General features: G+C 70.5%; 20 protein-coding genes. 4 read left to right on the top strand and 16 right to left on the bottom strand.

Annotation, left to right across the window (positions count from 1 at the left end; translation table 11 throughout):
• Window positions 1-35: 35 nt before the first annotated feature.
• The 5 genes from BJY18_RS19195 to glmS all read right to left on the bottom strand — a co-directional run bounded on the left by BJY18_RS19195 (window position 36) and on the right by glmS (window position 6,772).
• Window positions 36-1,136: an ABC transporter ATP-binding protein gene (locus BJY18_RS19195; protein WP_184781281.1), complete on the bottom strand. Its 1,101-nt coding sequence runs from the start codon at window positions 1,134-1,136 to the stop codon at window positions 36-38.
• 3 nt (window positions 1,137-1,139) lie between these two features.
• Window positions 1,140-2,579, bottom strand: a complete 1,440-nt coding sequence (gene xylB, locus BJY18_RS19200; protein WP_184781282.1) for a xylulokinase — start codon at window positions 2,577-2,579, stop codon at window positions 1,140-1,142.
• On the bottom strand, window positions 2,569-3,375 hold the full coding sequence (locus BJY18_RS19205) for a DeoR/GlpR family DNA-binding transcription regulator (RefSeq protein WP_184781283.1): 807 nt from the start codon (window positions 3,373-3,375) through the stop codon (window positions 2,569-2,571). Before BJY18_RS19205 ends, xylB begins: the two co-directional genes overlap by 11 nt.
• A 62-nt stretch (window positions 3,376-3,437) precedes the next feature.
• Entirely contained in the window at window positions 3,438-4,883 is a 1,446-nt protein-coding gene (locus BJY18_RS19210) for an NAD(P)H-hydrate dehydratase (RefSeq protein ID WP_184781284.1), read from the bottom strand.
• 26 nt (window positions 4,884-4,909) lie between these two features.
• Entirely contained in the window at window positions 4,910-6,772 is a 1,863-nt protein-coding gene (glmS, locus tag BJY18_RS19215; protein ID WP_184781285.1) for a glutamine--fructose-6-phosphate transaminase (isomerizing), read from the bottom strand.
• Window positions 6,773-6,967: 195 nt separating this feature from the next.
• Here glmS and BJY18_RS19220 point away from each other — a divergent pair, with 195 nt between their 5' ends.
• A complete protein-coding gene (locus BJY18_RS19220) occupies window positions 6,968-7,801 on the top strand; it encodes a dienelactone hydrolase family protein (RefSeq protein ID WP_184781286.1) in 834 nt (277 codons plus the stop codon).
• 48 nt (window positions 7,802-7,849) lie between these two features.
• Here the strand turns inward: BJY18_RS19220 and BJY18_RS19225 are convergent, their stop codons facing one another.
• From BJY18_RS19225 to rplM, 6 genes are all read right to left on the bottom strand, one after another.
• Window positions 7,850-8,248 (bottom strand): hypothetical protein, encoded by a 399-nt coding sequence (locus BJY18_RS19225; RefSeq protein ID WP_184781287.1) that lies wholly within the window; start codon window positions 8,246-8,248, stop codon window positions 7,850-7,852.
• A 21-nt stretch (window positions 8,249-8,269) separates the two neighbouring features.
• Window positions 8,270-10,711: a WXG100 family type VII secretion target gene (locus tag BJY18_RS19230; RefSeq protein ID WP_184781288.1), complete on the bottom strand. Its 2,442-nt coding sequence runs from the start codon at window positions 10,709-10,711 to the stop codon at window positions 8,270-8,272.
• On the bottom strand, window positions 10,708-11,019 hold the full coding sequence (locus BJY18_RS19235; RefSeq protein ID WP_184781289.1) for a hypothetical protein: 312 nt from the start codon (window positions 11,017-11,019) through the stop codon (window positions 10,708-10,710). Before BJY18_RS19235 ends, BJY18_RS19230 begins: the two co-directional genes overlap by 4 nt.
• Before the next feature lie 135 nt (window positions 11,020-11,154).
• Window positions 11,155-12,492 (bottom strand): phosphoglucosamine mutase, encoded by a 1,338-nt coding sequence (gene glmM, locus BJY18_RS19240; protein ID WP_184781290.1) that lies wholly within the window; start codon window positions 12,490-12,492, stop codon window positions 11,155-11,157.
• Window positions 12,493-12,705: 213 nt separating this feature from the next.
• Window positions 12,706-13,197 (bottom strand): 30S ribosomal protein S9, encoded by a 492-nt coding sequence (gene rpsI / locus BJY18_RS19245; protein ID WP_184781291.1) that lies wholly within the window; start codon window positions 13,195-13,197, stop codon window positions 12,706-12,708.
• A gap of 14 nt (window positions 13,198-13,211) precedes the next feature.
• Window positions 13,212-13,664, bottom strand: coding sequence for a 50S ribosomal protein L13 (rplM, locus tag BJY18_RS19250; protein ID WP_184781292.1), 453 nt, complete (start codon window positions 13,662-13,664; stop codon window positions 13,212-13,214).
• A 301-nt stretch (window positions 13,665-13,965) separates the two neighbouring features.
• Here rplM and BJY18_RS19255 point away from each other — a divergent pair, with 301 nt between their 5' ends.
• Entirely contained in the window at window positions 13,966-14,823 is an 858-nt protein-coding gene (locus BJY18_RS19255) for a hypothetical protein (RefSeq protein WP_312873895.1), read from the top strand.
• A 517-nt stretch (window positions 14,824-15,340) separates the two neighbouring features.
• Entirely contained in the window at window positions 15,341-15,733 is a 393-nt protein-coding gene (locus BJY18_RS37785; protein WP_312873896.1) for a DUF4333 domain-containing protein, read from the top strand.
• A gap of 332 nt (window positions 15,734-16,065) precedes the next feature.
• On the opposite strand, the gene BJY18_RS19265 is transcribed toward BJY18_RS37785, so the two are convergent.
• From BJY18_RS19265 to eccCa, 5 genes are all read right to left on the bottom strand, one after another.
• Window positions 16,066-16,356: a WXG100 family type VII secretion target gene (locus tag BJY18_RS19265; RefSeq protein ID WP_184781294.1), complete on the bottom strand. Its 291-nt coding sequence runs from the start codon at window positions 16,354-16,356 to the stop codon at window positions 16,066-16,068.
• 55 nt (window positions 16,357-16,411) lie between these two features.
• A complete protein-coding gene (locus BJY18_RS19270; protein ID WP_184781295.1) occupies window positions 16,412-16,732 on the bottom strand; it encodes a WXG100 family type VII secretion target in 321 nt (106 codons plus the stop codon).
• Window positions 16,733-16,977: 245 nt separating this feature from the next.
• Window positions 16,978-17,334 (bottom strand): hypothetical protein, encoded by a 357-nt coding sequence (locus BJY18_RS19275; protein WP_184781296.1) that lies wholly within the window; start codon window positions 17,332-17,334, stop codon window positions 16,978-16,980.
• A gap of 11 nt (window positions 17,335-17,345) precedes the next feature.
• The gene (locus BJY18_RS19280; RefSeq protein ID WP_184781297.1) at window positions 17,346-19,697 is read right to left on the bottom strand and encodes a type VII secretion-associated protein; all 2,352 of its coding nucleotides are present in this window, start codon (window positions 19,695-19,697) and stop codon (window positions 17,346-17,348) included.
• A 64-nt stretch (window positions 19,698-19,761) separates the two neighbouring features.
• Entirely contained in the window at window positions 19,762-23,772 is a 4,011-nt protein-coding gene (gene eccCa / locus BJY18_RS19285) for a type VII secretion protein EccCa (protein WP_184781298.1), read from the bottom strand.
• Between the two features lie 318 nt (window positions 23,773-24,090).
• Between eccCa and eccD the strand changes: the two genes are divergently transcribed.
• Window positions 24,091-25,488 (top strand): type VII secretion integral membrane protein EccD, encoded by a 1,398-nt coding sequence (gene eccD / locus BJY18_RS19290; RefSeq protein ID WP_184781299.1) that lies wholly within the window; start codon window positions 24,091-24,093, stop codon window positions 25,486-25,488.
• Window positions 25,489-25,493 lie beyond the last annotated feature (5 nt).

A 25,493-nucleotide genomic window follows, 5' to 3' on the forward strand; every position in this document is an offset into this window, starting at 1 on the left:
CGCCGGTTAGCACTGCCGCCCACGACGGACGACGGTCAGGGCAGGCGGTTGCCGGAGGTGCCGGAGAAGACGTGCAGTTCTTCCGGCCGGATCCGCAGGTGCAGGGTGTCGCCCATCGACGGCGGGGTGCGCGGGTCCACACGGGCCACGACGTTGCGTGACGAGCCCTCCGCGGTGGCCTCGCCGCCGGCGTCGAGCTTGCCGTAGACGTAGGCGTCGGAGCCCAGCTCCTCGACCAGCTCGACCTGGATCGGCAGGGTGCCCTCGGCGTCGGTGGTGACTTCCAGCGACTCCGGGCGGAAACCGAGCGTGACCACGTCGCCGTCGGCCGCGGAGCGGGTCTCCGGGGTGAGCGGGACGCTCGCACCGCCGACCTCGGCGCCGTCGGCGGTGAGTTTCGCGGTGACGAGGTTCATCGCCGGCGAGCCGATGAAGCCCGCGACGAAGACGTTCTGCGGCTTCTCGTAGAGCGCACGCGGGGTGTCGCACTGCTGGAGCAAGCCGTCGGAAAGCACCGCCACGCGGTCGCCCATCGTCATGGCTTCCACCTGGTCGTGCGTCACATACACGGTGGTGACGCCGAGCCGGCGCTGCAGCGCGGCGATCTGCGTACGCGTGGAGACACGCAGCTTCGCGTCGAGGTTCGACAGCGGTTCGTCCATGAGGAATACCTGCGGCTCACGCACGATCGCGCGGCCCATCGCGACCCGCTGACGCTGACCACCCGAAAGCGCCTTCGGCTTGCGGTCGAGGTACTGCTCGATGTCGAGCAGCTTCGCCGCGTCGAGCACCTTCTGCTTGATCTCCGACGCCGGACGGCCGGCGATCTTGAGCGCGAAGCCCATGTTCTGCCCCACCGTCATGTGCGGGTAGAGCGCGTAGTTCTGGAAAACCATGGCGATGTCACGCGACCGCGGTGGCAACTGCGTGACGTCGCGGTCCCCGATCCACACCGCGCCCTCGTCGATGTCCTCGAGACCGGCCAGCATGCGCAGCGCGGTGGACTTGCCGGAACCGGACGGGCCGACGAGCACCAGGAACTCGCCGTCGGCGATCTCCAGCTCCAGCGCGTCGACAGCGGGATGCTCGGTGCCGGCGTAACGCCGGGTCGCCTTGTCGTAGGTGATCGTGGCCATCGGTCAGTCCTCTCCGAATTTCGCGGGGACCCCGTGCGCGGCCTCACGCGCCTCGAGGTGGCGACGCTGGATTTCCTTGCCCGAGACGCGCTGCGCCTCGGCCGGCTCGTCCAGCACGAGCCGGTTTCCAGGTCCTTCGCCCAGCCATGCGGGCGGTTCGGCGGTGCCGGCCAGAGCCCAGGCGGCCTGGCGCGCGGCACCGAGCGCGACGTACTCGCCTGCTTCGGGGATGGCCACCGGCACCCCGAGCACGATCGGCGCCACCGCGCGCACCGCTGCCGACTGCGCGCCGCCACCGATGAGCTGCACCCGCCGTACGTCCATGCCTTGCGCACGCACCGCGTCCAACCCGGCGGCGAGCCCGCAGAGCATTCCCTCCACGGCCGCGCGCGCCACGTTCTCCGGCGTCATGTTCACCCGGTTCAGACCGTGCAGCGAGCCGGTCGCGCCGGGCAGGTTCGGGGTGCGCTCGCCGTCGAGATACGGAAGCAGCGTGAGCCCGCCGGCGCCTGGTTCGGCGGCCAGCGCGAGCCGGTCGAACTCCGGCAGGTCGACGCCGAGCATCGCGGCGCCCGCGGTGAGCACCCTGGCGGCGTTGAGCGCCGCGGTCAGCGGAAGGAACCTGCCGGTGGCGTCGGCGAATCCGGCGACCAGGCCGCTCGCGTCGGCCGAAGCGTGCTCCGTGACGCCGAAAACGGTGCCGCTGGTGCCGATCGAGATCACCGCGTCACCCGGCGCCAGCTCCAGCGCGAGCGCGGCGGCCATGTTGTCGCCGGTACCCGCCGAGACGAGCATGCCGTCGGCCGTGTGACCGGCACTGTCCGAAGGGCCAAGCACCGTGGGCAGCTCCGGCGTCCGTCCGCCGAACGCGTGCGCCAGTACGTCGGGCCGGTAAGCGTTCTCGGCGGCCGAGAAGTACCCGGTGCCGGACGCGTCTCCGCGATCGGTCACCGCGGTCTCGGGACGGCCGAGCAGCCGCCAGGTGAGCCAGTCGTGCGGCAGCAGGACGCGGGCCACGCGGTCGGCGTTCTCCGGCTCGTGCTCGGCGAGCCAGCGCAGCTTCGTGACGGTGAAGCTGGCGACCGGGACCGAACCGACCGACTTCGCCCACACGGCGGGGCCGCCCAGCTCGTCGGTGAGGTCCTTCGCCGCCTGCGCGGAACGGGTGTCGTTCCACAGCAGCGCGGGACGCACCACCTCGCCCGCTCCGTCGACGGTGACCATGCCGTGCTGCTGACCACCGATGCCGATGGCCGAGACGCCCTCCAGCACGTCGCCGGTGGCCTCGCCGAACGCCTGCCACCAGGCGGCCGGGTCCACCTCGGTGCCCTCGGGGTGCGGCGCGCGACCGGTGCGCACGACTTCGCCGGTGCGCGCGTCGCAGACCACCACCTTCGTCGACTGGGTCGACGAATCGACACCGGCCACCAGCTCAGCTGTCATAGGGCTGCCCTTCCTCGACGTGTTCCACCGTCTCGACGGCCGTGCCCGCGTTGAGCGCGGCCTCGATCTCCTCGGTCGGCGTGGCTTCACTGGTGATCAGCAGGTCGTAGTCGGCGACGGTGCCGTGCGCGTACGTGGCGGTGCGGCCGAACTTCGCGTGGTCGAGCACCAGCACGTTGCGGTTCGCGGCGCGCAGCACGGCCTTCTTCAGCTCGGCGTAGTCGCGTACGGGGTGGAAGAGCCGGCCGACCGCGACCGCGCTCACCGAGACGAACGCGACGTCGGCACGCGTGCGCTCGAGCAACGCGAGGACGTCGGGACCGGAACACGAGTCGTATTCGGGGTGGTAGCGGCCCCCGGCGACCACGACCTCGACACCACGGCCCAGCAGCCGGGCGGCTTGCAGCGAGTTGGTGATCACCGTCAGGCCTTCGACCCCGGCGAGCCGCTCGACCAGCGGGAACAGCGTGGTGGAATCGTCCACGAACACGGTCTGGCCGGGCTCGACCTGCCCGATCGCGACGTCGGCGAGGGCTTCCCGCTCGGCCGGGTGCAGGCTGAACCGGCTCGCGGTCTCCATCGTGATCGCGGAGTAGGCCTCGACCTTTCCGCGCAGCTTCCGCAGCAACCGCCGTTCGGCGAGCTCGTCGAGGTCGCGGTGCATGGTCATCAGGCTCACGCGGAACCGCGCCGTGAGGTCGTCGATGCGGACCTCGCCACGCTCGATGACGTGGTCGAGGATTTCCCGCCGCCGCTGCTCGACGGCGGCATCCGAAGGCCTGACCTTCCCGCTCACGCCCTGTTCTTACCAGATTTACCTGAGATAGTTAACACATGACTCGATAACTTCCCGACTACTCAGTGGGAGGTCGCACGGATCAGCCGTAGCGCCGCGGGAATGGCGTCCACCAGCGAGGACGCGGAGGTGGGCACGTCGGCGGCGGCGAGCGCACCGGCCAGCGAGTGGACCTGGGCGGCGGCGGACGTGGCGAGCCACGGATCGACGCCGGCGGCCAGCACCGAGCCGACCAGGCCGGTCAGGACGTCGCCGGAACCGGCAGTCGCCAGCCACGAACCCCGCGGGGTATTCACCGCGACGCGGCCGTCCGGTGCGGCCACCACCGTGCAGTAGCCCTTGAGCAGCACCACCGCGTCGTACTTCGCGGCGGCCTCACGAGCGGCGGACACCCGGTCCGCGCCGGGACGGTGGCCCATCAACCGCTCGTACTCACCGGCGTGCGGCGTCAGCACCAGCGGCGTGTCCGGATCTCGGGCGTCGAGGACCTCGGGCGTGTGCGCGATGATCGTGGTCGCGTCCGCGTCCGCGCAGACCGGCACGCCCTGGCCGAGGATGTGCCGCAGCACGTCACGGCCTTCCGCGCCGGTGCCGATTCCGGGCCCGACCACCCACGCCTGGACCCGGCCCGCGTCGGTGACCGAACCGGTCGCGACGATCTCCGGCCAGCGCGCCCGCACCACATCCGCGGCGTGCCCGGCGTAGCGCACCATGCCCGCCGTCGCCCGCACTGCCGAGCCGGAGGCGAGCACCGCCGCGCCCGGGTAGGTCGCGGAACCGGCCGCGATCCCGGTGACGCCCTGGCTGTACTTGTCGTCCTCCGGGCCGGGCACCGGCCAGGCGGCGGCGATGTCCGCCGGCTCCAAGCGGTGCAGGTCCGGCTCGCCGAGCGACGGCCGCAGGCCGATGTCCACCAGCACGACCTCTCCGCATTCCTGCGGAGCCAGCACGTGCACGGGTTTCACCGCACCGAACGTCACCGTGCGCGCGGCCGTGACGTGCGGACCGTCGACCGCGCCGGTGTCCGGGTCGACGCCGCTGGGCAGATCCACCGCCACCACCGGCGCTTCGACCAGCTCGACCAGCTGTGCGGCGTCCGGACGCAACGGCCCGCGCGCGGAGATGCCGACGATCCCGTCGACCACCACATCAGCCTTGGAAATCCGCCGTGGACCGTCCGCTGTGGACACTGCGCGACCGCCGGAACGCCGTAGCGCGGCCAATCCGGCCGGATGCGCCTTCTCCGGGTTGAGCAGCACTGCGGTGACCGACACTCCGCGCCGGCGCAGGAAAGCCCCGGCCCACAACGCATCGCCACCGTTGTTGCCGGAGCCGACGAGCAGCACCACCCGCCGTCCGGAGACGCCACCGGTCTCCTCGGCCAACAGCGCGGCCACCTGCGTGGCCAGCCCGAACGCGGCGCGGCGCATCAGCTCGCCGTCCGGCGTCACCGCCAGCAGCCGCTCCTCCGCCGCGCGAATCCGTTCCGTGGTCCAGATTCCTTGCACGGCGGCGACCTCCCGCTTACTCGGTGTCACTCCACGGTGACGGACTTCGCCAGGTTACGCGGCTTGTCGACGTCGTACCCGCGGGAACGGGCGATCTCGGCGGCCAGCACCTGCAGCGGAACCGTGGAGACCAGCGGCTGCAGCAGCGTGGACACCGCGGGCACCTCGATCAGCTCGTCCGCGAACGGGCGCACGGTCTCGTCACCCTCCTCGGCGATCACGATCGTGCGCGCACCCCTGGCCTGGATCTCGCTGATGTTCGACACCAGCTTCGAGTGCAGCACCGCGCGGCCCTTCGGCGACGGCATCACCACGACCACCGGCAGGCCCTCTTCGATCAGCGCGATCGGACCGTGCTTCAGCTCGCCCGCGGCGAAGCCCTCGGCGTGCATGTAGGCGAGTTCCTTGAGCTTCAGCGCGCCTTCCAGCGCCACCGGGAACCCGACGTGCCGGCCGAGGAACAGCACGGCCCGCGAATCCGCGATCCGCCGCGCCAGCTCCCGCGTCTGCTCCACCGTGGACAGCACCTTCTGCACGGCGGCCGGCATGGCCTCCAGCTCGGCGAACTCGCGGGCGACCTCGTCCGGGTACTTCGTGCCGCGAGCCTGCGCCAGCGCGAGGCCGACGAGGTAGTTGGCCGCGATCTGCGCCAGGAACGCCTTCGTGGACGCGACCCCGATCTCCGGACCGGCGTGCGTGTAGAGCACCGCGTCGGACTCCCGCGGGATCTGCGCGCCGTTGGTGTTGCAGACAGCGAGCACCCGCGCCTTCTGCTCGCGCGCGTGCCGGACCGCTTCCAGCGTGTCCGCGGTCTCGCCGGACTGGGACACCGCGACCACGAGCGTGTCCCGGTCGAGCACCGGATCGCGGTAGCGGAACTCCGAGGCCAGCTCGACCTCGACCGGCAGCCGGCACCAGTGCTCGATGGCGTACTTGGCGACCAGGCCGGAGTGGTACGCCGAACCGCAGGCGACCACGAAGACCTTGTCGACGTCCCGCAGGTCCTGGTCGGAGATGCGCTGCTCGTCGAGGATGACCCGGCCGGCCTCGAAGTGCCCGCGCAGCGTGTTGGCCAGCGCCTCCGGCTGCTCGTCGATCTCCTTGAGCATGAAGTACTCGTGGCCGCCCTTCTCGGCGGCCGAGAGGTCCCAGTCCACGGTGAACGGCTTGGCCTGTGCGGCGTCGCCGTGGAAGTCGGTGACCTGGTATCCGTCGCGGGTGATCACCACGAGCTGGTCCTGACCGAGCTCGACGGCCTCCCGGGTGTGCTCGATGAAGGCCGCGACATCGGAGGCGACGAAGTGCTCACCCTCGCCGACACCCACCACCAGCGGCGACGACCGGCGTGCCGCGACGATCGTGTCCGGCTCGTCGGCGTGCGTGACGACCAGCGTGAAGGCACCCTCCAGCCGGCGGCAGACAGCCGCGACGCTGGCCGCCAGGTCACCCTTGGTCCCGCCCTCGGTGTAGGCCCGGGCAACCAGGTGAGCGGCGGTTTCGCTGTCGGTGTCGCTGGCCATCTCGACCCCGGCCGCCTCCAGCTCGGAACGCAGCGAGGCGAAGTTCTCGATGATGCCGTTGTGCACCACGGCGACGCGGTTGCTCGCGTCCCGGTGCGGGTGGGAGTTGCGGTCGATCGGCGCCCCGTGCGTGGCCCACCGCGTGTGGCCCATGCCCGCGGTGCCGGCGAACGAACCGCGGCCCACCTCGTCGAGCCGGGCCTCCAGGTTCGCGAGCCGGCCGGCCTTGCGCTCGACGTTCAGCGCGCCGGCGCCCTCCAGCACCGCCACGCCGGCCGAGTCGTAACCCCGGTACTCCATCCGCCGCAGCCCACCGAGGACGACGTCCAGCGCCGGCCGATGTCCGACGTATCCCACGATTCCGCACACGCGAACAAGCGTAACCAGGCAAGTCCAGTCCCCTACTCCGGTCCCTTGCCCACAGCCTGACCTGCGGTAACCGACCTGGACGAGACGGTGTGACCGCGGTCGCGGCGGCCCACTGAACCGGCATGGCGAGAACCGGGGTGGCGCGGCGGAGCGGCGGACGGGCCGCGGGCGGGCGCGGGCAGTAAGGTCACGCGCATGGCCAGCAAGCCCAAACAGCTGCTCACGGAGCTGTCGCACCCGGGACCCCACGAGGTCCTGCGCGGCAACCTCGCCCTGGTCGGGTTGCCCGGCGTCGTGTTCACCCCGCGCCAAGGGCTGAGCCTGCCCGCGGTCGCGTTCGGGCACGGCTGGCTGCAGCCGGCCACGCGGTACCGCCAGCTGCTGCACCACCTCGCGAGCTGGGGCGTGGTCGCCGCGGCCCCCGCGACGCAGACCGGGCCACTGCCCTCGCACCGGCTGCTGGCCGGCGACCTGCTGACCACCCTCGACATGATCACCACCGTCCGGCTCGGCCCGGATGGCATCAGCGTCGACCCGCGCAAACTCGGCCTGGCCGGGCACTCCACCGGCGGAGGTTCGGCGGTGCTGGCGGCCGCCCAGTCGGCGAGCACGGGCGACGAAGGAAAGCCGCGGGTCCGCGCCGTCGCGACGGTGGCCGCCGCGCAGACGTTCCCACCGGCAACCGAGTCGGCGAAGGTGATCACCGCGCCCGGCCTGCACCTGGCGGTCGAGGACGATCTGGTGGCGCCCCCGGTCGGCCACGTCGACGCGATCGCCCGCAACTGGGCGGGCCCGGTCCAGCTGCGCACCCTCGGCAAGTCCTCCCACCTGGCGGTGACCGAGGGCAGGCACTGGAGCCAGCTGCTGCTGCAGGGCAAACCTCAGCGCGGCACCCAGCAGCTGACCCGCGCGCTGTTCACCGCGTTCTTCCTGACCCACCTGACCGGCACGGACGAGTACCTGCCGCTGCTGGACGCGGACGTGAAACGAGCGGCGATCGAGCTGACCGAGGAGGAGCCGGCCGCCTGACCGGGATTTGTTCTGACGGGATTGTTCTGGCGGGATTGATCTGACGGATCAGGTCGCGAGCCAGTCCGTGTCCGCGAAACTCTCGTCGTCGTGTTCCGCACGGCGGCGCGGCCGTCCGGCGGCCGGAGGAGCCGGACGGTTCGCGGTCCGGTCGGCCTCGGGGTCACCGGCGCTCTCGTCGTCGAAGCCGAACTCCATTTCCCCGTGGTCCCGGTCGCCGACCGTCGACTCGGTCGCCCAGCCGCCCGCGGCCTTGGCCCGGCGGTTGCGCTCCTGCAGGCGGACGAACACCTCGCCCTGCACCCGAGCCTGCTTGTCCAGCTTTTCCTTGCTCTCCGCCACCGCCTCGGCCCGGCTGCGGTCGAGCAGACCGGACCGGGCGGCGTTCTCCGCCTCCAGCGAGGCCAGCTTGGCCCGCATGGCGCCGAGCGCGTCGTCAGTACTCATCTGCCCGCTTCCTTCCGCCGGCTACGGGGTGCCGCCGGTGTCGTCGTCGAGGGAACCGCTGATCCGCTTGCCGGACGAGCCCGAGCCGAACAGCCCGCCCGGCGCCCGGTACGGGTTCGACGCACGCTCCTGGTCTCCCCCGCCCGGCGCGGAACCCAGTCCGCCGCCCATCATCCCCATCGCCGACGGGGACTGCTGCTGCTCGTGATCGGCTCCCGAGGGCGCGGTGCCCAGCCCGGCGATCGAGGTGTGCCCCGCGCCGCCGCCCGCGTCGTCCCCGGCGGAAGGGGCGGTGCCGAGCGGATTGCTCGCGGGCCGGCCCATCCCGTCCTCGTCGGAGAGCGGGTTGAGCACGGACTGGGCACTCGTGGAGTCGTCCGGACCAGAAGCGTCCAGCCCAGAGTCATCCACTGTGGACGGTTCGGACCGGGCGGCCGGCACGTCGGGCATCTCGTGCTGCGGGGTGTCCGGAGCCGGCTGCGCGGCGCCGGACGTCGCCCCGGAACTTCCTGATACGCCAGGGTTTTCTGCGCCACCGGAGGTTTCGACCGGTCGATGCTCGCCGTCCGGGACCGCGTGCGACGTACTCCCCTGTGCGAGATTCGACGCGTCGGTGCTGCCCTGGGACGCATCCGCTCCGCTGCCGTCGTCGCCGAGGGTGTACTTGACGGGTTCACCAGTGCCGTCATCGACGGTGACGACGGTGGGTCCATCCGCGCCCTGCGGCCGTTCCGCGGTGATCTTGAGGCCACCGTCCTCGATGTGGATCTTGCCGTCCGGCCCCGGCTGACCGGCGTGTGCCGGTTGTCCCGTCGGCTGATCGGCCGCAGCGCCCTGCTGGTCCGGTGCGGTGTCCTGCTGGTCGCCGAAGTCGAGCTGGTAGTCCTTCGGGTTCCCACTGCCATCGTCGACGGTGATGTCCATCCGGCCGTCCGCGCCGGGCTCGGTCAGGGAGAGTTTGTGGTCACCCTGCTGGACAGTCATGGTCTCGGGCTGCCCGGCGTCCGGCGTGATCGCCTCCCCGGTCCGCGGATCGATCGGGTAAGGCTGCCCGGTGGCCGGGTCCGTCTCGAGCGGCTGATGGGTGACCGGGTTGACATTCGGATCCGTCGCGGCGGCCGGCGTCGGGGCTTCGGCGGCCGGGGCCGCGGCCTGCTGCGGAGCGGCCGCGGCCGGTGGCGGGGTGCTGCTGCCACCCGCGCTCGTACCGGGTCCGCTCGACCGGCTTCCGCTGTCGTTGCCGCCGCTGCTCGACGACTGCGTCCCGCTGTCCGCCGCCGGTGAGTCGACGTTTGCGAACGGGTCTTCCGGCAGCTGCGCGAGGAAATCCGTGAGGGCTTTCCATGCGCCGTCCACAGCGGTGTGCGTATTGGTGCACATGGTCTTGAAGTCGCGGATGTAGCCGTCGAAGAACTTGCCGAAGTTGTCCCGGCAGTACTGCGTGCACTGATCGGCGATGTGGGTGACCGTTTCGTCGTTCAGATCGCAGACATCGTCGTCCATCAGGTCCTGGGACTCCTGATCCAGGAACTTCGCGCAGTGCTTGAAGTCGTCCTGACTGGCGTTGCCGCGCAGTTCGGCGATGCGGATGATCCGGTCCAGGTCCTGCGCGGTGACCGGGCCAAGCGAGTCCACCCGGTACTTGATCACCCAGCCCGCCTTGTCCCGGCACGCCTTGCCGATCGACCCGCAGGCGCTCTTCACCGCCTCGGCGGCGTGGGTCGCGGCGTCGGAGACCGTCTTCGCGTCCGCGGTGTAGTTCTTCTGGTAGCTCCTGGCCTGGTCGGCGGCGCTGCCCTGCCAGTCGACGAGGGTGCTCGACAGCTCCCCGGTGACGTTGGTGGAGGACGTGGTCACCGCGCCGGCGAGCGCGGTGAACTCGTCGGCACCCGCGCTGAACTTGGTGAACGGGATCTTGCGCTGCTCGTCGTAGAGCCGGTAGAGGTCGTCCTTGTTCGCGGCCTGGTAGGTACCGACCACCGCGACCGCCCGGTTGAACAGCGGCACGAACACGTCGAACGTCCGCATCCCCGCCTTGCCGAGGTCGAGGATCTCGTCGGAGGTACCCGCTCCGGCGTCGGTTTTCGAGGCTCTGCCGGCCTGTACGTCGAGCTTCGACTTCGCGTCGTCGGCCGCTTTCTTGTCGGCCTTCCGATCGTCTTCCTGGCCCTTGTCGTAGACGGCCTTCGCGTTGTTGTAGGCGTTCTCGACGTCGGACTCGTAGCCATCGGCACTGTTGACGTCGCCCTCGCTGATGTGGAACTTGTCCTTCAGCATGTCGCGCCAGTGATTGAAGTCCTCGCGGTCGGTGAACCCGTATTCGGCCGGGTCCTCGTCCTCGACGTAGTCGAGGTAGCGCAGCGCCAGATCCCGCCCGGTGTCGTTGCCCACCAGGCGGGGATCGAAGATGATCTGCTGGACTTCCTGCTTGCTCGGGACGTTGTCGTCGGCGGTCGCGCTCACTGGCCGTTCCTCTCCACGGCCTCGGTGTTCGCCTCTTCCCCTGCGCGATACTGGCCACCCGCCGAGTTGAGCCGCTGAGCGAACGCGTCGGACGCCCGGAGGTAGCCGTCGACCATTCCGGCCAGGCGCAGTACACCGCTGTGGTAGGGGTCGAAGTTGCCGGAGTGCGCCTCGCCGAAGTCACCCTTCGCGATCTGCACGTCCTTGACCGCCGACAGAGGCTGCTGCACCGTGCTGCGCGGGAGCTCCCCCAGCGCCTTCGCCGCCTTCGTCAACGCCTCGGTATCGACCCTGTGCCCGCCCGCCATCGAAGCCCCTCCCTGAGCGCACCTGCGTACCGCACCTGTGACGCAGGCCAGGCGCCACCGGTGCCGTAACACTCGCACCAGGAAATGTACCGGCCCCGGACCGGCGAGCGCAGAGACTCGAACAACCCGGACGGGTCAGGAAACCGCGGACACCACTCCGGCGAGCCGGTCGGCCGCGGCCTGGGCGGTGGCGTGCGCCGGGGCTTCCACCATCACCCGGACGAGTTGTTCGGTGCCGGAGGGACGGAGCAGGACCCGGCCTTCCTCGCCGAGTTCGGCCTCGACCTCGTCGACGGCGGTGCGGACCTCGGCGGACTCGGCCACCACGGCCTTGTCCGCGACCGGGACGTTGACCAGGACCTGCGGCAGCCGGTGCATCACCGCGGCCAGCTCGGCCAGCGGCTTGCCGGTGGCGGCCATGCGGGCCATCAGGCGCAGCGCGGTCAGCAGGCCGTCGCCGGTGGTGGCGTGGGCCGGCAGGACCACGTGGCCGGACTGCTCTCCGCCGAGGGCGAAGCCGGATGCGCGCAGCTCCTCCAGCACGTAGCGGTCGCCGACCGCGGTGGTCACCACGGTGATGCCGTGTGCCTTCATCGCCAGGTGCAGGCCCAGGTTGCTCATCACGGTGGCGACCAGGGTGTCCTTCGCGAGTTCGCCTTCCTCGGCGAGCGCGAGTGCGAGCACGGCCAGGATCTGGTCGCCGTCCACCAGTTCCCCGGCCGCGTCGACCGCCACGCAGCGGTCGGCGTCACCGTCGTGCGCGATGCCCAGGTCGGCGCCGTGTTCGACGACGGCGGCCCGCAGCGAGTCGGGATGGTTGGAGCCGCAGTGGTCGTTGATGTTGACGCCGTCCGGTTCCGCGTGCAGCGAGACGACCTCGGCACCGGCCCGGCGATACGCCTCCGGAGCGGCCACCGCGGACGCGCCGTTCGCGCAGTCCACCACGACCTTGAGCCCGGCCAACGGATGCGGGGTCGCCGTGACCAGGTGGGCGACGTACTGGTCGACCGCGTCGGTGATCTCGGTGACCCGGCCGATCCCGGCGCCGGTGGGGCGCGTGACGCCGGCCGCGTCGAGGCCCGCCACGATCTCGTCCTCGATGCTGTCCGGCAGCTTGTGCCCACCCGCGGCGAAGAGCTTGATGCCGTTGTCCGGCATGGGATTGTGCGAGGCGGAGATCATCACGCCGAGGTCCGCCTCCAGCGCGCCCACGAGGTGCGCGACGGCGGGCGTCGGCAGCACGCCGAGCCGCAGCACGTCGGCGCCTGCCGAGGCGAGGCCGGCCACCACGGCGGCCTCCAGCATCTCGCCGCTCGCCCGCGGGTCACGGCCGACGACCGCGACGGGACGGTGCGAACGGTCGTGCGCGGCGAGCACCCGGGCGGCGCTCGCGGCGACCGCCAACGCCAGCTCCGGGGTCAGCTCGGCGTTGGCCAGGCCGCGTACCCCGTCGGTGCCGAACAATCGAGCCATCTCGACCTCCTCGTCAAACGCCGTCGAACAGTGCCCCGTGGCGTAACGGACAACCTAGCGGCCCGATTGACCGCGCGACCCCGGAACCCCCACCGGAACAGTCGCGTACGGGCGGTGGAACGCGTCAACAATCGCGAAAACGACGGAAGCGTCCATCCGTGTAGACGGATGGACGCTTCCGGGGTTGCGCCACGAGCGAAACTCAGCGCACCGTTACCGCTTGCTGTACTGCGGAGCCTTGCGGGCCTTCTTGAGGCCGTACTTCTTGCGCTCGGTGGCCCGCGCGTCGCGGGTCAGGAAGCCGGCCTTCTTCAGCGCCGGGCGGTCGTCGGCGTCGACCTCGATCAGCGCACGGGCGATCGCCAGGCGCAGCGCACCGGCCTGGCCGGAGATGCCGCCGCCGTGCAGGTTGGCGAAGATGTCGAACGAGTCCGGCTTCTCGACCGTGACCAGCGGCTCGCGGATGAGCTGCTGGTGCACCTTGTTCGGGAAGTACTCCTCGAGGCTGCGGCCGTTGAGCTTGAACTCACCGCTACCGGGCACGACGCGCACGCGCACCACGGCCTCCTTGCGGCGGCCGACGGTCTGGGCGTTGCCGCCGGCGGCCCGCGACGGACGCGGGGCGGCGGGGGTCTCGCTGGTCGCCACGGCCTCGCCCGCGGGGGTCTCCGTGGAGGCGACGACCTCGGTCTCGGTGCTGGTCACAGACTGTTCCTCACTCACTTCGCGACCTGCGCGATCTTGCTGATCTCGCGTGCCTGCGGCTGCTGCGCGGCGTGCGGGTGCTGCGGGCCGGCGTACACCTTCAGCTTCTTGCCCATGGCGCGGCCGAGCTTGTTCTTCGGCAGCATGCCCTTGACGACCTTCTCGACCAGCCGCTCGGGCCGGGTGTCGAGCAGCTCGCCGAAGGACTGCTTGCGCAGACCGCCGGGGTAACCGCTGTGCCGGTAGGCGAACTTCTGCTCGCGCTTGTGTCCGGTGAGCGCGACCTTCTCGGCGTTGACGATGACGACGAAGTCGCCGGTGTCCACGTGCGGGGCGTAGGTCGGCTTGTGCTTGCCGCGCAGCAGCGTGGCGACCTCGGTCGCGAGCCGTCCGAGCACGACATCCTCGGCGTCGATCACGTGCCAGGCACGAGTGACGTCGCCGGGCTTGGGGCTGTACGTGGGCAAGGGTCTACCTCGTCGTCAACATTGCGTGTGGGTTCTGTGCGGGCCGAGCGCTGACGCGCCGCAACGCACAACGACGTATGACGATACCCGGGGGTGGGACGAGGTGTGCAGCGGGGGTCGGCAAGCCCGTCGGCCACCCGGCTTGAGCGAGTCTAGCCGTTCCGGGTGGCCGAAACGACCGCGTCGCCGCCCGCGACACGCCAGAATGAGACCATCCGGACGCGCGGCCGGCGCGGGAAAGCCGAGGACCTGGGGACATGCGGTGAGTGGACGAGCGAGGAGTACCCGGACGATCTGCGCCGTGGGCGCGGTGCTGGCGCTCGCCGCGGGGTGCGGGCAGTCCCGCGCGGGCACCGCGCTCGCGGACGGCGACGAGGCCGCGGCGTACGTGGGGGCCAAGTTCGAGAACGCCATGTCCGACCTCGGGGATTCGGTCCTCGCGGCCCGTGACGTCACCAACTCGGTCGACGCCTACTTCCGGTTCGACGACCAGTGGGTGCACCAGCTGATCACCTCGGCCCGCACCGGCAACCCGGAAAGCCGGGTGGTGCACAACCGGTCGCAGAAGAACCCGGACGAGGTCATCGACACTTTCACTCCCGCGGCCGGCACGGTCGAGTACGTCTTCCTCGGCGCTGCGTACAAATCGCTCGCGCCGACGCCGTGGGTGTCGATGCCGAAGCCGGAAGCCGGTCTGGTGCAGCAGTGCGCGTGGGGCGGGGTGCAGACGGCGTGCAAGATGGCGCAGGCCGTGGACGGCGCGTACGAGAAGGACAAGAAGTCCGTACGGGGCGCGAAGAGCTCGGCGGACGGGTCCGTGGAGCTGACCGTGAACGTGCCGTTCTCGCAGTTCCTCGAGAACCGCGTGGAGGTCCTGCCGGACAAGCTGCTCGCGAAGGTCGGCCCGGAGCTGAAGAAGTCCGTGGTGCCCACCACGATCAAGCTGAAGCCGGACGGGTCACTGTCCGAATTCGTGATGGCCGCGAAACTCCAGGGCGACGGCCACCGGATCGAACTGCGCCACGACTTCCGCTTCACCGGCACGGCCACCACCCACGACCTGCCGAAGGTCCCGGACGCGGCCCAGGTCACGGCCCTGCCGGACAAGGCAGCGGAGCAGGACTTCTACCGCCGTCTCGGCGAACTGCAGGGCAACTGATGTGCATCCGGGGTGAGCACCGATGAACCGGCCTTCCGACCAGCAGCCGCAGTGGTGGCAGCCACAGCCGGGGACGGCCCCGGGTCGCCAACCCGATCCCCAGCCGGGGACGCCGCGGGCCCAGTCGGGGACGCAACCCGGCGCGCCTGGCAGCCAACCGCAGCCGGGATCTGCCGCGCAGGCCGGACCGTGGCCTGGTGCGCGGCCGGGTCCGGAAGGCACGGCCGCGCCTTACGGCTCGGGCGGGCAGTGGCCTCCGGCCGAAGGGCACCAGGCACCCGGGCAGCAGGCACCCGGACAAGCCGGATGGGCACCCGGCGCATGGAACGGACCCGCGGCGGCACCGCGTCCCGGCGAGTGGAACGAGTCCGTGGCGGCACCGCGTCCGGGCGGCTGGAACGGCCCGCCACCGGCGCCCGACCCTCGCAGCTGGAACGGCCCGGCACCGGCAGCCAACCACGGCCAGTGGGCACCGCCGAACGGGCCGGGGGCTCGAGTGTCCGGTGTGGATGGTGCGGTGACTCGGCGAGGTGGCGGGTTCCAGCCGTCCCGGTACGGCGGGCTCGGTGCGTTCTCGACGGCGGCGGAGAAGAAGCCGTGGCATCGGAAGCCCGCGGTGCTGGGCGGAATCGGGGTCGTGGTGGTCGCCGCGGTGGTTGCGGTGGCGTGGGCGGCCGGCGCGTTCGACGGGGACACCTTGGAGCAGAAGGCGTTGCAGGACGGCGTTTCTCGCGTTCTCGGTGACAGTTACGGCGAGCCGGACGTGAAGAACGTCGAATGCCCGTCCGGACGGGCAGCCCAGAACGGGACCACTTTCGACTGCACTGTCGACGTGGGCGGGCAGCCGAAGAAGGTGACGGTGCGAGTCCTCAACGACAAGCCGGAGTACTCGGTCGGCGCGCCACACTGACCGCGCCGCTGCGGCGAAAACCTTACGCCGCAACGAATCCAGCGCCCACACCCGGACACGCAACTCGATGGGTCGTGCAGCCGGCTCACGAATCGCAGAAGTTCCCGGCAGCGCTGGGAACCGACTCACCAGCCCCCAGTTCCGGGCGAGGCCGGAACCGCCACACCGACCGCACCAGTTCCCAGCGGGACAAGGAATCAGCTCACCATCCCCCGCAGCTCCCAGCGGGACAGCGAATCGGCTTGCCAGCCCCACCCGTTCCGGCTCCGTACACGAAAACGGCGGGCCCGCACCCGAAGGTGCCAGGCCCGCCGTGGTTTCGGAAACCGGGATCAGAACAGGTTCTGCACGTTCCGGTCCGTGGACTGGTAACCGTCGGCGATCTGCGGCAGCACGGCGGCGACCTGGGCGAGCAGCTGCTTGAGCTCCTCGAACTTCTGGTCCCACTCGTTCTGCGCCTGGATGTACTGGTCCTTCGCTTCACCGGTCCAGTCCTGGGTCAGCGGGTTCAGGTCCTGCTTCAGGTGATCGAACAGGTTGCCCAGCTGGGTACCGGTGGCGGTGCAGTCCTCCGCCGCGCGGTGGATGGTCGACGGATCAACGACAATGCGGCCGTCAGGCATGGCTAACTCCCATCAAAGAATGAAAAGAAGGTGAAAAGAAAGGAAACGAAACAGATCAGCCGAGGACGCCGAAGCCCTTGTTGAGCGACTCGACGATTTCGTGCTGCTGTTCCTCACTGCGCTGGTAGGTCGAGCCCGCTTCCTTGAGCAGCTCACCGATGCGCTGCAGGGCGTCGTTCAGGCCCTTGCCCGCGTCGTTGAAGCGGCGCATCACGTTGTCGAACGCGGTCTGCGCCTGGCCCTGCCAACCCGCGCGGGTGGCTTCGATCTCGCCCTCGAGCTTGGAGAGCTGCTGGTCCATCTGGGCGCGAACGTCGACGACGCGACCTTCCGCCTCGGTGAACTGTTGCGGTGTCCCGGTAAAGCCGCCAGCCATGGGAGTTGCCCCCTTCGTCAGTGGTTGTGTGTACCGCTTCTGTGTTCCCGGTACGCACCTACGACGAAGACAGTGCCAGTTCGGTTCGCCCTTGTCGCGATTTCCTGGGAAGTAGTTGCTTGCGTGAACGCCGATCCGGGGAACCGATCGGCCGCTCCGGTGGCCCGGCCGACACCGGACGGGAAGAAAGAACGGTGCCCACCAGGGTGGTTAGCACACGCACAGCGGCAGGGAAGCGGTTCCGCTCAGGCCTGACGCATGATTCGCAACTGCGAAAAGTCCTCGTCCTCTTCACTCGTCCGTGGCGGATCCGCGGGAACCGGGGGCGTTCCCCGGTCGGTGACGGCCTCGGCCGGCGCGACCGGCAGGGGCAGCCCGCGGGCCCGGCGGAACCGTTGTGCGGCTCCGCGCAACGCGGACGGCGTCGCGGCCGCACCACCGGCGATCCGCTGCCGGCCGAATTCCTTGAGCAGTTCCCGGTTCTCGTTCCGGTGCCGCTCCGTGCGGGCGAGCGCGGTGCCGGCGACGCGGCGGGAGAACGTGACCGCGTCCTGGCCCGCTCGGGTGAACGCCGCCGCGGCGGACTCCGGTTCGGACGGCACGGGCGCCTCCTTCAGCTGGTGATCTTCAGCGTCCGCACGATCTGCTCACAGGCCACACCGACGCGTTGCCGCAGCGCCGGCCGGTCGTACTGACAGCCGACGTGCACCCGGATCCGGCCCTTCGCCACGACGAACCAATCGACTTGGAGCCCGTCGTCCTTGGTCTGGCGGTAACTGATCACGGTCCGGCCACCGTAGGCCAACTTCGGCTGGAACGCCGAATAACTCGCACTCTGTCCCGCCATCGTCTGCAGATCGTCCTGCAGCCGCCGCGGGTCGGCGGTCGCGTCGTAGTTCATCACGACCTCCTCGGCGGCCACGAGATCCCCGCCCTCGGGTGCCTCCTGTGGGTGCAGGACCACCTGCCGTTCGGCGACCGTATCGCCGGTCTGCAGCCAATCCTGCGGCGCCTCGAGGCTGAAGTCGTACTGCTGGAACGTCTTGCCGGACGAAGCCTGATCGTCCGGCCGGGTGACCAAGAACACGACTCCCGCCGCGGCGACCGCGGCGACCGCCACGACGGCGATGGCCACCAACGGCTTCCGGCGCCACTTCCCCGGCGCGGAGGCGTCCTTTCCGGACGAACCGTCGGACCCACCGCCGTCACCGTGCGCCGTCCCGGAACCACCGGCACGGTACGAGGGACTCGCGCCGAAAGCACCTGGCGCACCCGGACCCGAGGACGGTCCGGCGCCAGAAGCGCCACCCAGCGCGCCCGGCCCCGACGCGGGAACGGCGCCATGAAGGCTTCCCGGTGCGCCCGGCCTCGGAGATGGCCCCACGCCACGACCGCCACCGGAACCCGAGAGCCCGCCACCGCGAGCACCACCGGACCCTGAGGGCCCGCCACCGCGAGCACCACCCGGCCCCGAGGGCGAACCGGCACCGGGAGCGCCGCCGGGCGGGGCCACGCCGAAGGCATCCGGCGCGCCCGCACCCGCATGCGAACCTGCGCCGAACGGGTTGCCGGGGCCGGACTGGCCGCCCGCACCCGCCGGCGAACCAGTGCCGAACGGGCTTCCCTGGCTGTTCCGGGGAAGGGGCTGAGCCGGGAAGGAGCCGGGAGCCGCGAAAGGGTCCGCGGGGAATCCCCGGCCGGGGGAAGGCGCGCCGCGGCGGGGTCGGTGGTCGGGGTCCGGCTGGTCGGACGGGAGCACCACCTCGGTGCGGTGCTCCGGTCGCCGGCCGGCGATGGGCGTACCCGGCAGGGCGCCGGTGCGGTCCGGGTCCAGCTGCACCGCGCGAAGCGCTCCGCGGGCGACGACCGTCTCGGGCTGATCCAGGCTCGTCGGCACCACCCCGGTGCGCTCGTGCGCCAGCCGCGAGATCATCGGGATCCGGCTCGAACCGCCGACCAGGAAGATCGCCGTGAGCTGTTTCGGGCGCAGGCCGGCGTCGGCGATGGCCGCGCTGGTCAGCTCGATCACCCGGCCGAGCGGGGCGGCGATCAGCCGCTCCAGGTCCTCCCGGGTCACGTGCGCGTCCGCGAACGGCGGCGGCAGCGGCACGTCGGTGTAGGCGTGCCGGGACAACGTCTCCTTCGCCCCGCGCACGTCCTGGCGCACCACCCGGCGCCGGCGCCGTTCGGCCAGTTCCCGGCCCTCGACCAGCTGCCGCCACGCCTGCGGATCCGTGTCCGACACCAGCGAGCCGACGTGCTCGAGCAGCGCCTGGTCGATGTCGGCCCCACCGAACGACGGATCGCCCCGGGTGGCGAGCACCTGAAACCCGCCGCGCCGGGGAGGGCCGCCCACTGCCCGCGCGGCTTCCGGGGAACGGCGGACCACGCTGACGTCGACCGTCCCGCCACCGAGGTCGAGCACCGCCAGCACGTCACCCGGGCTGCCGGAGTACTCGACCGTGCGCCCGTCCGGCGCTGCACTCGGCGCGAACGTGGCCGCGTGGTACACGGCCGCGGCCACCGGCTCCGGGACGAGGGCGACCTCCCTGGCCAGCCGGCCCGCGGCTTGGCGCAGCAGCCGGGTGCGGATGGCTCCCCAGTCGGCCGGATGCGTGAGCACGAGGAGGTCGACCTCCGCCTGCCCCGCGATGCGCCGGGCCTCGGTGACCGCACGGGCCAGCACGGCGTGCACGACGTCGGTCACCCGCAGCACCGCATCGCCGAGCAGCAGTTCGCCCTCGTCGATCCGCCGCTTCGGATTCGGCTCGTAGCGCGACGGATCGACGGCGGCCTGCCGCTCGGCCTCCTGCCCGACGAACAGCGTGCCGTCTGCCGCCACGTACACCGCGGACGACATGAGCGGCTGCCCGTCGATCACCACGACCTGGGGGTCGCGGCCGTTGATCGAGACGACGACGCAGGTACTCGATGTCCCGAAGTCCACCGCGACCCGCACCGTCACCCGATGCTCCTACCGCTGCCCGCCGACGCGCCTTCCCCCGCACCGCTGCCGTCGCCGGCAGCGGTCAGTCGGGCTGGATCCATGAGGCTTGGATGAGTTGGCGGCCGCCTTTGCGGCTGAGCATGATGCCGCGGCCGGGGGGCATGGGGCCGGCTTTGATGTTGCCGATGAGGGCGCCTTCGTCTTTGGAGCCGTTCATGACCATGCCGGGTGCGGCGAGTTCTTTGAGTTTGCCGATGACGGGGTCGTAGGAGGCGCGGGAGGCGCCGCCGGTGCGGCGGACGACGATCAGGTGCAGGCCGACGTCTTTGGCTTGGGCGAGGAATTCGGACAGCGGTTTGAGCGGGTTGTTGGTTTGGGTGGCGACGAGGTCGTAGTCGTCGACGAGGATGAACAGTTCGGGTCCGGTCCACCAGGAGCGGTTTTTGAGTTGGTCCTGGGTGACGTCGGGTCCGGGCAGGCGCCGGGTCATGGAGCCGTGCACGTCTTTGATCATGGTGTCCAGCTGTGCGGAGGACACGGCGTAGCCGAGCAGGGAGTCGCCGGAGAGGAAGCCGAGCATGGTGCGGCGGTAGTCCACGAGCAGGATGACGCCTTGTTGGGGGGTGTAGCGCTCGGAGATACCGCGGGCGATTTGGCGTAGCAGGTTGGTTTTGCCGGATTCGCCGTCGGCGAAGGCGAAGAAGTGGGGTTCGGCGTCGAAGTCGAGGTAGACCGGCGCGAGGTTTTCCTCGTTGACCCCGAACGGCACGAGCTGGGTGTCGCGGCGGTGGTCCTGGGCGAGGACCTCGTCGTAGGTGATCAGGTCGGGCAGCAGCCGGACCTGGGGTGCGGTGCGGCCGCGCCAGGCGCCGCGGATTTTCGCGACGGCGTCGGCGACGCCGGCGGCGATGGTGTCGGGGTCGCTGGAGCCGTCGATGCGGGGCAGCCCGGTGAGCAGGTGGAGTTTGTCGCGGGTCAGGCCGCGGCCGGGGCGTCCGGTGGGGACGTTGCCGGCGGTGCGGCGGTCCATTTCGGATTCGGTGGGGTCACCGAGGCGTAGTTCGAAGCGGGTGCCGATCATGTCTTTGATCGCCGGGCGCAGGTCGGCCCACCGGTTCGCGGAGATGATCACGTGCACGCCGTAGGCGAGGCCCTGGGTGGCCAGGCGGGTGATGGACTGTTCGAGTTCGTCGAAGTCGTCGCGCAGGGCGCGCCAGTTGTCCACGATCAGGAACGCGTCGCCGAAGGGGTCCTGCTCGGCGGTGATCTCGCCGCGGCGTTTGCGGTTGCGGAACTCGGTCATCGAGTCGATGCCCAGGGTGCCGAAGCGGCCTTCGCGTTCGGTCATCAGGGTGGTCAGCTCGGCCACGATCCGGCGGGCTTTGTCGGGTTCGCGGCGGGCGACCGCGACCCCGCCGACGTGCGGAAGGTCCGCGAGCCCGGCCAGGGTGCCGCCACCGAGGTCGAGGCAGTAGAACTGGGTTTCCTCCGGGGTGTGGGTCAGGGCCATCGACATGATCAGCGTCCGCAGCATGGTCGATTTGCCCGACTGGGGGCCGCCGGCGACGATGCCGTGCCCGGCCGCGCCGGAGAAGTCGCCCCAGAGCATGTCGCGGCGTTGCTCGAAGGGCCGGTCCACGATCCCCAGCGGCACCTGCAACCGGCCGTTGCCGAAAAACCCGACCGGCGAGAGACCGCGGTCCTCGGTGGGGTTGAGGTTGGGCAGCATGGTGTCCAGCGAGTTGGGTTCGTCCAGCGGCGGCAGCCACACCTCGTGCGCGGGCGGGCCCTGCCCGATGAACCGATCGACCATCACCTCCAGCTCGCTGGGCTCGCTCGCCTCGTCCGACTCTTTGCGCTGCGGTTCTTCCTCGGCGATCGGTTCCGGTTCGGGTTCCGGCTCGGGGGGCAGCTCGACGAAGTCCGGCACGAACAGCTGCGGGCGCTTGTCCGCCCGCACCACCGTCGCCGCCGGCCCGGCCGCTTTGATCCCGGCCGGGCGGTAGGGGCCGGAGACGTAGGAGGCTTTGAACCGGACCATGGTCGAGGTGTCGAACTTCAGATACCCCGAGCCGGGGATCGAGGGCAGCTCGAACGCGTCCGGCACCCCGATCGCCGCCCGTGACTCGGCCGCGGAGAACGTTTTCAACCCGATCCGATACGACAGATACGTGTCCAGGCCACGCAGCTTGCCTTCCTCCAGCCGCTGCGAGGCAAGCAGCATGTGCATCTGCAGCGACCGGCCCACCCGCCCGATCTGCAGGAAGATGTCGATGAAGTCCGGCTTCGCGGTCAACATCTCGGAAAACTCGTCGATACAGATGAACAACGCCGGCAACGGATCCAGATCCGCCCCGTTCTCCCGGGCCTTCTCGTAATCCCACACGTTCTTGTAGTTGCCCTTGGCCAGCGCTTCCTGGCGGCGGTTGACCTCACCGGCGATCGCGTCCTTCATCCGGTCCACCAGCGTCAGGTCCCCGGCCAGGTTCGTGATCGTGGCCGCCACGTGCGGGGCCTTGTCCAACCCCAAAAACGTCGCGCCACCCTTGAAGTCCACCAGAATCATGTTCAGATTCGTCGACGAGTGCGTGGCCAGCAGTCCCAGCACCAAGGTGCGCAAGAACTCCGACTTACCCGACCCGGTCGCCCCGATGCACAACCCGTGCGGGCCCATGCCCTCCATCGCGGCTTCCTTGATGTCCAGCTCGACGGCCTGCCCGTACTCCCCGACCCCGAACGGCACCCGGTACCGATCCCGCACCGGCCGCGGCCGCCACGCCCCCTGCACATCGAACGTCATCGGGTCCCCGGGAATCCCCAGCAACTCCAGCAACGTCGGATTCGACAGCAACGGCTCGTCGTCACTGACCTCACCACCACCGGTGCCGACCCGATACGGCGCGATCAACCGGGCCAGCGCCTGCGCCTCCACCACACTCAACCAGTCCGGCCGGCCGAACCACTCCACCCCACCGGCACTCCGGGCACCCAGGCGGTCTTCCTCCACCACCAGCCGCAACCCGCGCCGCGCCGCCAGATTCCCCAGCGAATCCGACAAATCGATCAACGTGACCCCGACCAGACCCTCCTCCAGGATGATCTGCTCCTCACGCGTGACCTCACCATCATCGATGATGATCACCACATGCGGCTGGTCCGGCGCCGGCGTCGCATTCCGCGAAAACCGCTGCCGCTCCCCCAGCTCCTCATCCAGCCACGCCTCCAGCTGCGCCAACGACCCCGCCATCATCCGCAACTGGCCGATACCATCCGACAACGACGGATGCTGCACATGCGGAAGCCACTTCGCCCACTCCCACTCCTGCTTCGCCCGACCACTCGTCGCCACCGCGATCATCACGTCATCCGGGCTGTGGAAAGTGATCAGCTGCGCGAGCATCGCCCGCGTCAGCGCGCGGGTCCGCGCACGCTCACCCTGCATGCTCACGGCCGCGAACCCACGCAGCGTGATCTGCGTCGGCAGATCCGGCACGATCGAATGCGCGCGCACGAACCGGCGCAGCGCGAGGGTGGCGATCGGCTCCAGCTCGTCCACCGGACCGGTCTGCGGCGGCACCAGCCGGGTCGCCAGCCGGTGTGAACTACGGCCGACGCGCAGGTGCAGGAAGTCCTGGTCGTTCTGCCGGCGCTCCCACATCCGCCGGCTCGCCCCCAGCGACCACAACGACTGCGGATCCGGATGCACCCACTCCAGCGCGGCCCGCTGATCGACCATCGCCTCCCGGGCACGGTCCCGCATCTGACCGAGATACCGCAGATAATCCTTGCGATCCTCGTCCATCTCGGCCTTCTTGGCGCCGCCACCCTTGCCACCACCACCGGCGAGCATGCCGACGGTGCCCATCAGCATCATGCCGCTCATCATGATCGTGGTCGGGTTCCGGCCACCGGCCGTGAACATGAAGACCATCATCCCGAGCGAGGCGAAGATCATCACACCCGGAATCGCCTTCGCGACGATGTTGCCCGGGATGGTGCGGGGGACCTCGGGCGGCGGCTCGAGGTGCACCTCGCCGCCCGGCGGACGCGGCGCGGCCAGCCGCGGCGACTTCTTGAACTGCAGCGTGCTCATCGAAGGACCCCTCTTATTCCTGCTCGACGCCTGCCGTCCGGCGGTCTGCACCCGGGTGCGCGGGACAACCTATCGAACGCCGCCGCGGAAATCCGGACAACTCCCGGATCGGCATCGTCTGCTCCCCTCCGCGGCCCGTCGGACCCGCCGCCGCGCAGGACCGAGTGTAGGGACCGCCACCGACAGTAAGTGCTCCCCAGCCCCTCCGAAGGGCCTGGACGGGTATTTTCGCCGACGATTTACCGGCAGCGGCTGAAACCCGTCACCAGGTTCGGTATAAGTTCCCCCGGGAGCTGACTCATCAGAGCGGGGGCACTAGTGGCAACGGGCACGACGGTATTCAGCAGGGTCACGGTGGTGGCGCCGACGACACGCATCGACGTCGCGCTTCCGGCCGACGTCGCGGTCGCCGACCTGCTGCCGATGCTCCTGGAGATGGCCAAGGAGGTCACTCCGGACGGAGGAGCACGACACGGCGGGTGGGCGCTGGCCAAACTCGGCGACGCACCGCTGGACCCGAGCCGCACGCTGGCCTCGCTCGGGGTCGTCGACGGCGAGCTGCTGCAGCTGCGCAAACGCAACGAGAACCCGCCGCCGCCGCTCTACGACGACGTCGTGGACGCGATCGCGGAGTCCGATCCGGACACCTTCCGGCCGTGGACCAAGGAGACCGCCCAGCGGTTCGGGCACGTGGCCGGCGGGCTGGCCCTGTTCGCCGCGGCACTCGCGCTCTTCTTCAGCGGATCGTTCTACGGCGGGTCCGCGATCGGCGCGGCCGTCGCCGGCGGCCTCGGCGCGATCGCCTGCGTCGCGGTGGGCGCCACGCTGGCCAAGGGGTACCAGGCGGAATCCACCGGAGTGCTGATCGCCGCCGCGGGCGGCCTGCCGCTGGCCTTCGTGAGCGGCTTCCACATCGTGCCCGGTCTGTCCCTGCGGGCGAACCTGCTGCTCGGCGCGGTACTCGTGCTGATCGTCGCGGCGGTCTGCATTCTGGTCGTCGGCGCGGGCATCCGGGTCTTCATCGCCGCGGCCACGGCGGGTGCGTTCGGCGCGGTCGCCTTCCTGGTGGCCACGCTGGTCACCAACGCGGACGCGCCGGAGGTCGCGGCCGGGGTGGTCGCGGTGGCACTGGCCTGCATCTCGCTGCTTCCGCGCACCACGATCTGGCTGGCCAAGCTGCCGCTGCCGCACGTGCCGAGCACCGCGGAGGAGCTCAAGGAGGACTCCGGCTTCCCGGACTACCAGGCGATCGAGCAGCGCACCGCGGTCGCGCACGATTACATGACCGGCCTGATGATCGGCTGCGGCGCCACCGCGGCGCTGTCCGCGGTCATCGCGGCCACCGCGCCCAACGTCTTCGGCCCCATCCTCGGCATCGTCGCCACCCTGGTGCTGCTGCTGCGGGCCCGCGCATACGCCAACGGCGCGCAGGCCATCGCGCTGCTCACCACCGGCATGATCGCCGCGGCCGGCATCCTGCTGGGCTGGCTCTTCTCGGCCACGGCCGAGCACCGGCTGATGTACGTCTTCGGCGTGCTGGTCCTGGTGGCCGCGGGTGCGCTGGTGGTCGGCGTGATCTTCCCGAACCAGCGGTTCTCGCCCCCGTTGCGGCGCACCGTGGAGATCATCGAGGCGATCTGTATCGCGGTGGTGCTGCCGCTGGCACTCGGTGTGATGGACCTCTACATGACGCTGCGCCACCTCAACCTCAAGTGAGCCGC

This window comes from Amycolatopsis jiangsuensis, from assembly GCF_014204865.1.
In the GTDB taxonomy this organism is placed as follows: domain Bacteria; phylum Actinomycetota; class Actinomycetes; order Mycobacteriales; family Pseudonocardiaceae; genus Amycolatopsis; species Amycolatopsis jiangsuensis.

Bases quoted from the DNA above. Each gene is read 5' to 3' on its own strand.
- BJY18_RS19195 (WP_184781281.1), bottom strand. From the start codon at position 1,136: ATGGCCACGATCACCTACGACAAGGCGACCCGGCGTTACGCCGGCACC.
- xylB (WP_184781282.1), bottom strand. From the start codon at position 2,579: ATGACAGCTGAGCTGGTGGCCGGTGTCGATTCGTCGACCCAGTCGACG.
- BJY18_RS19220 (WP_184781286.1), top strand. From the start codon at position 6,968: ATGGCCAGCAAGCCCAAACAGCTGCTCACGGAGCTGTCGCACCCGGGA.
- BJY18_RS19225 (WP_184781287.1), bottom strand. From the start codon at position 8,248: ATGAGTACTGACGACGCGCTCGGCGCCATGCGGGCCAAGCTGGCCTCG.
- BJY18_RS19235 (WP_184781289.1), bottom strand. From the start codon at position 11,019: ATGGCGGGCGGGCACAGGGTCGATACCGAGGCGTTGACGAAGGCGGCG.
- glmM (WP_184781290.1), bottom strand. From the start codon at position 12,492: ATGGCTCGATTGTTCGGCACCGACGGGGTACGCGGCCTGGCCAACGCC.
- BJY18_RS19265 (WP_184781294.1), bottom strand. From the start codon at position 16,356: ATGCCTGACGGCCGCATTGTCGTTGATCCGTCGACCATCCACCGCGCG.
- BJY18_RS19270 (WP_184781295.1), bottom strand. From the start codon at position 16,732: ATGGCTGGCGGCTTTACCGGGACACCGCAACAGTTCACCGAGGCGGAA.
- eccCa (WP_184781298.1), bottom strand. From the start codon at position 23,772: ATGAGCACGCTGCAGTTCAAGAAGTCGCCGCGGCTGGCCGCGCCGCGT.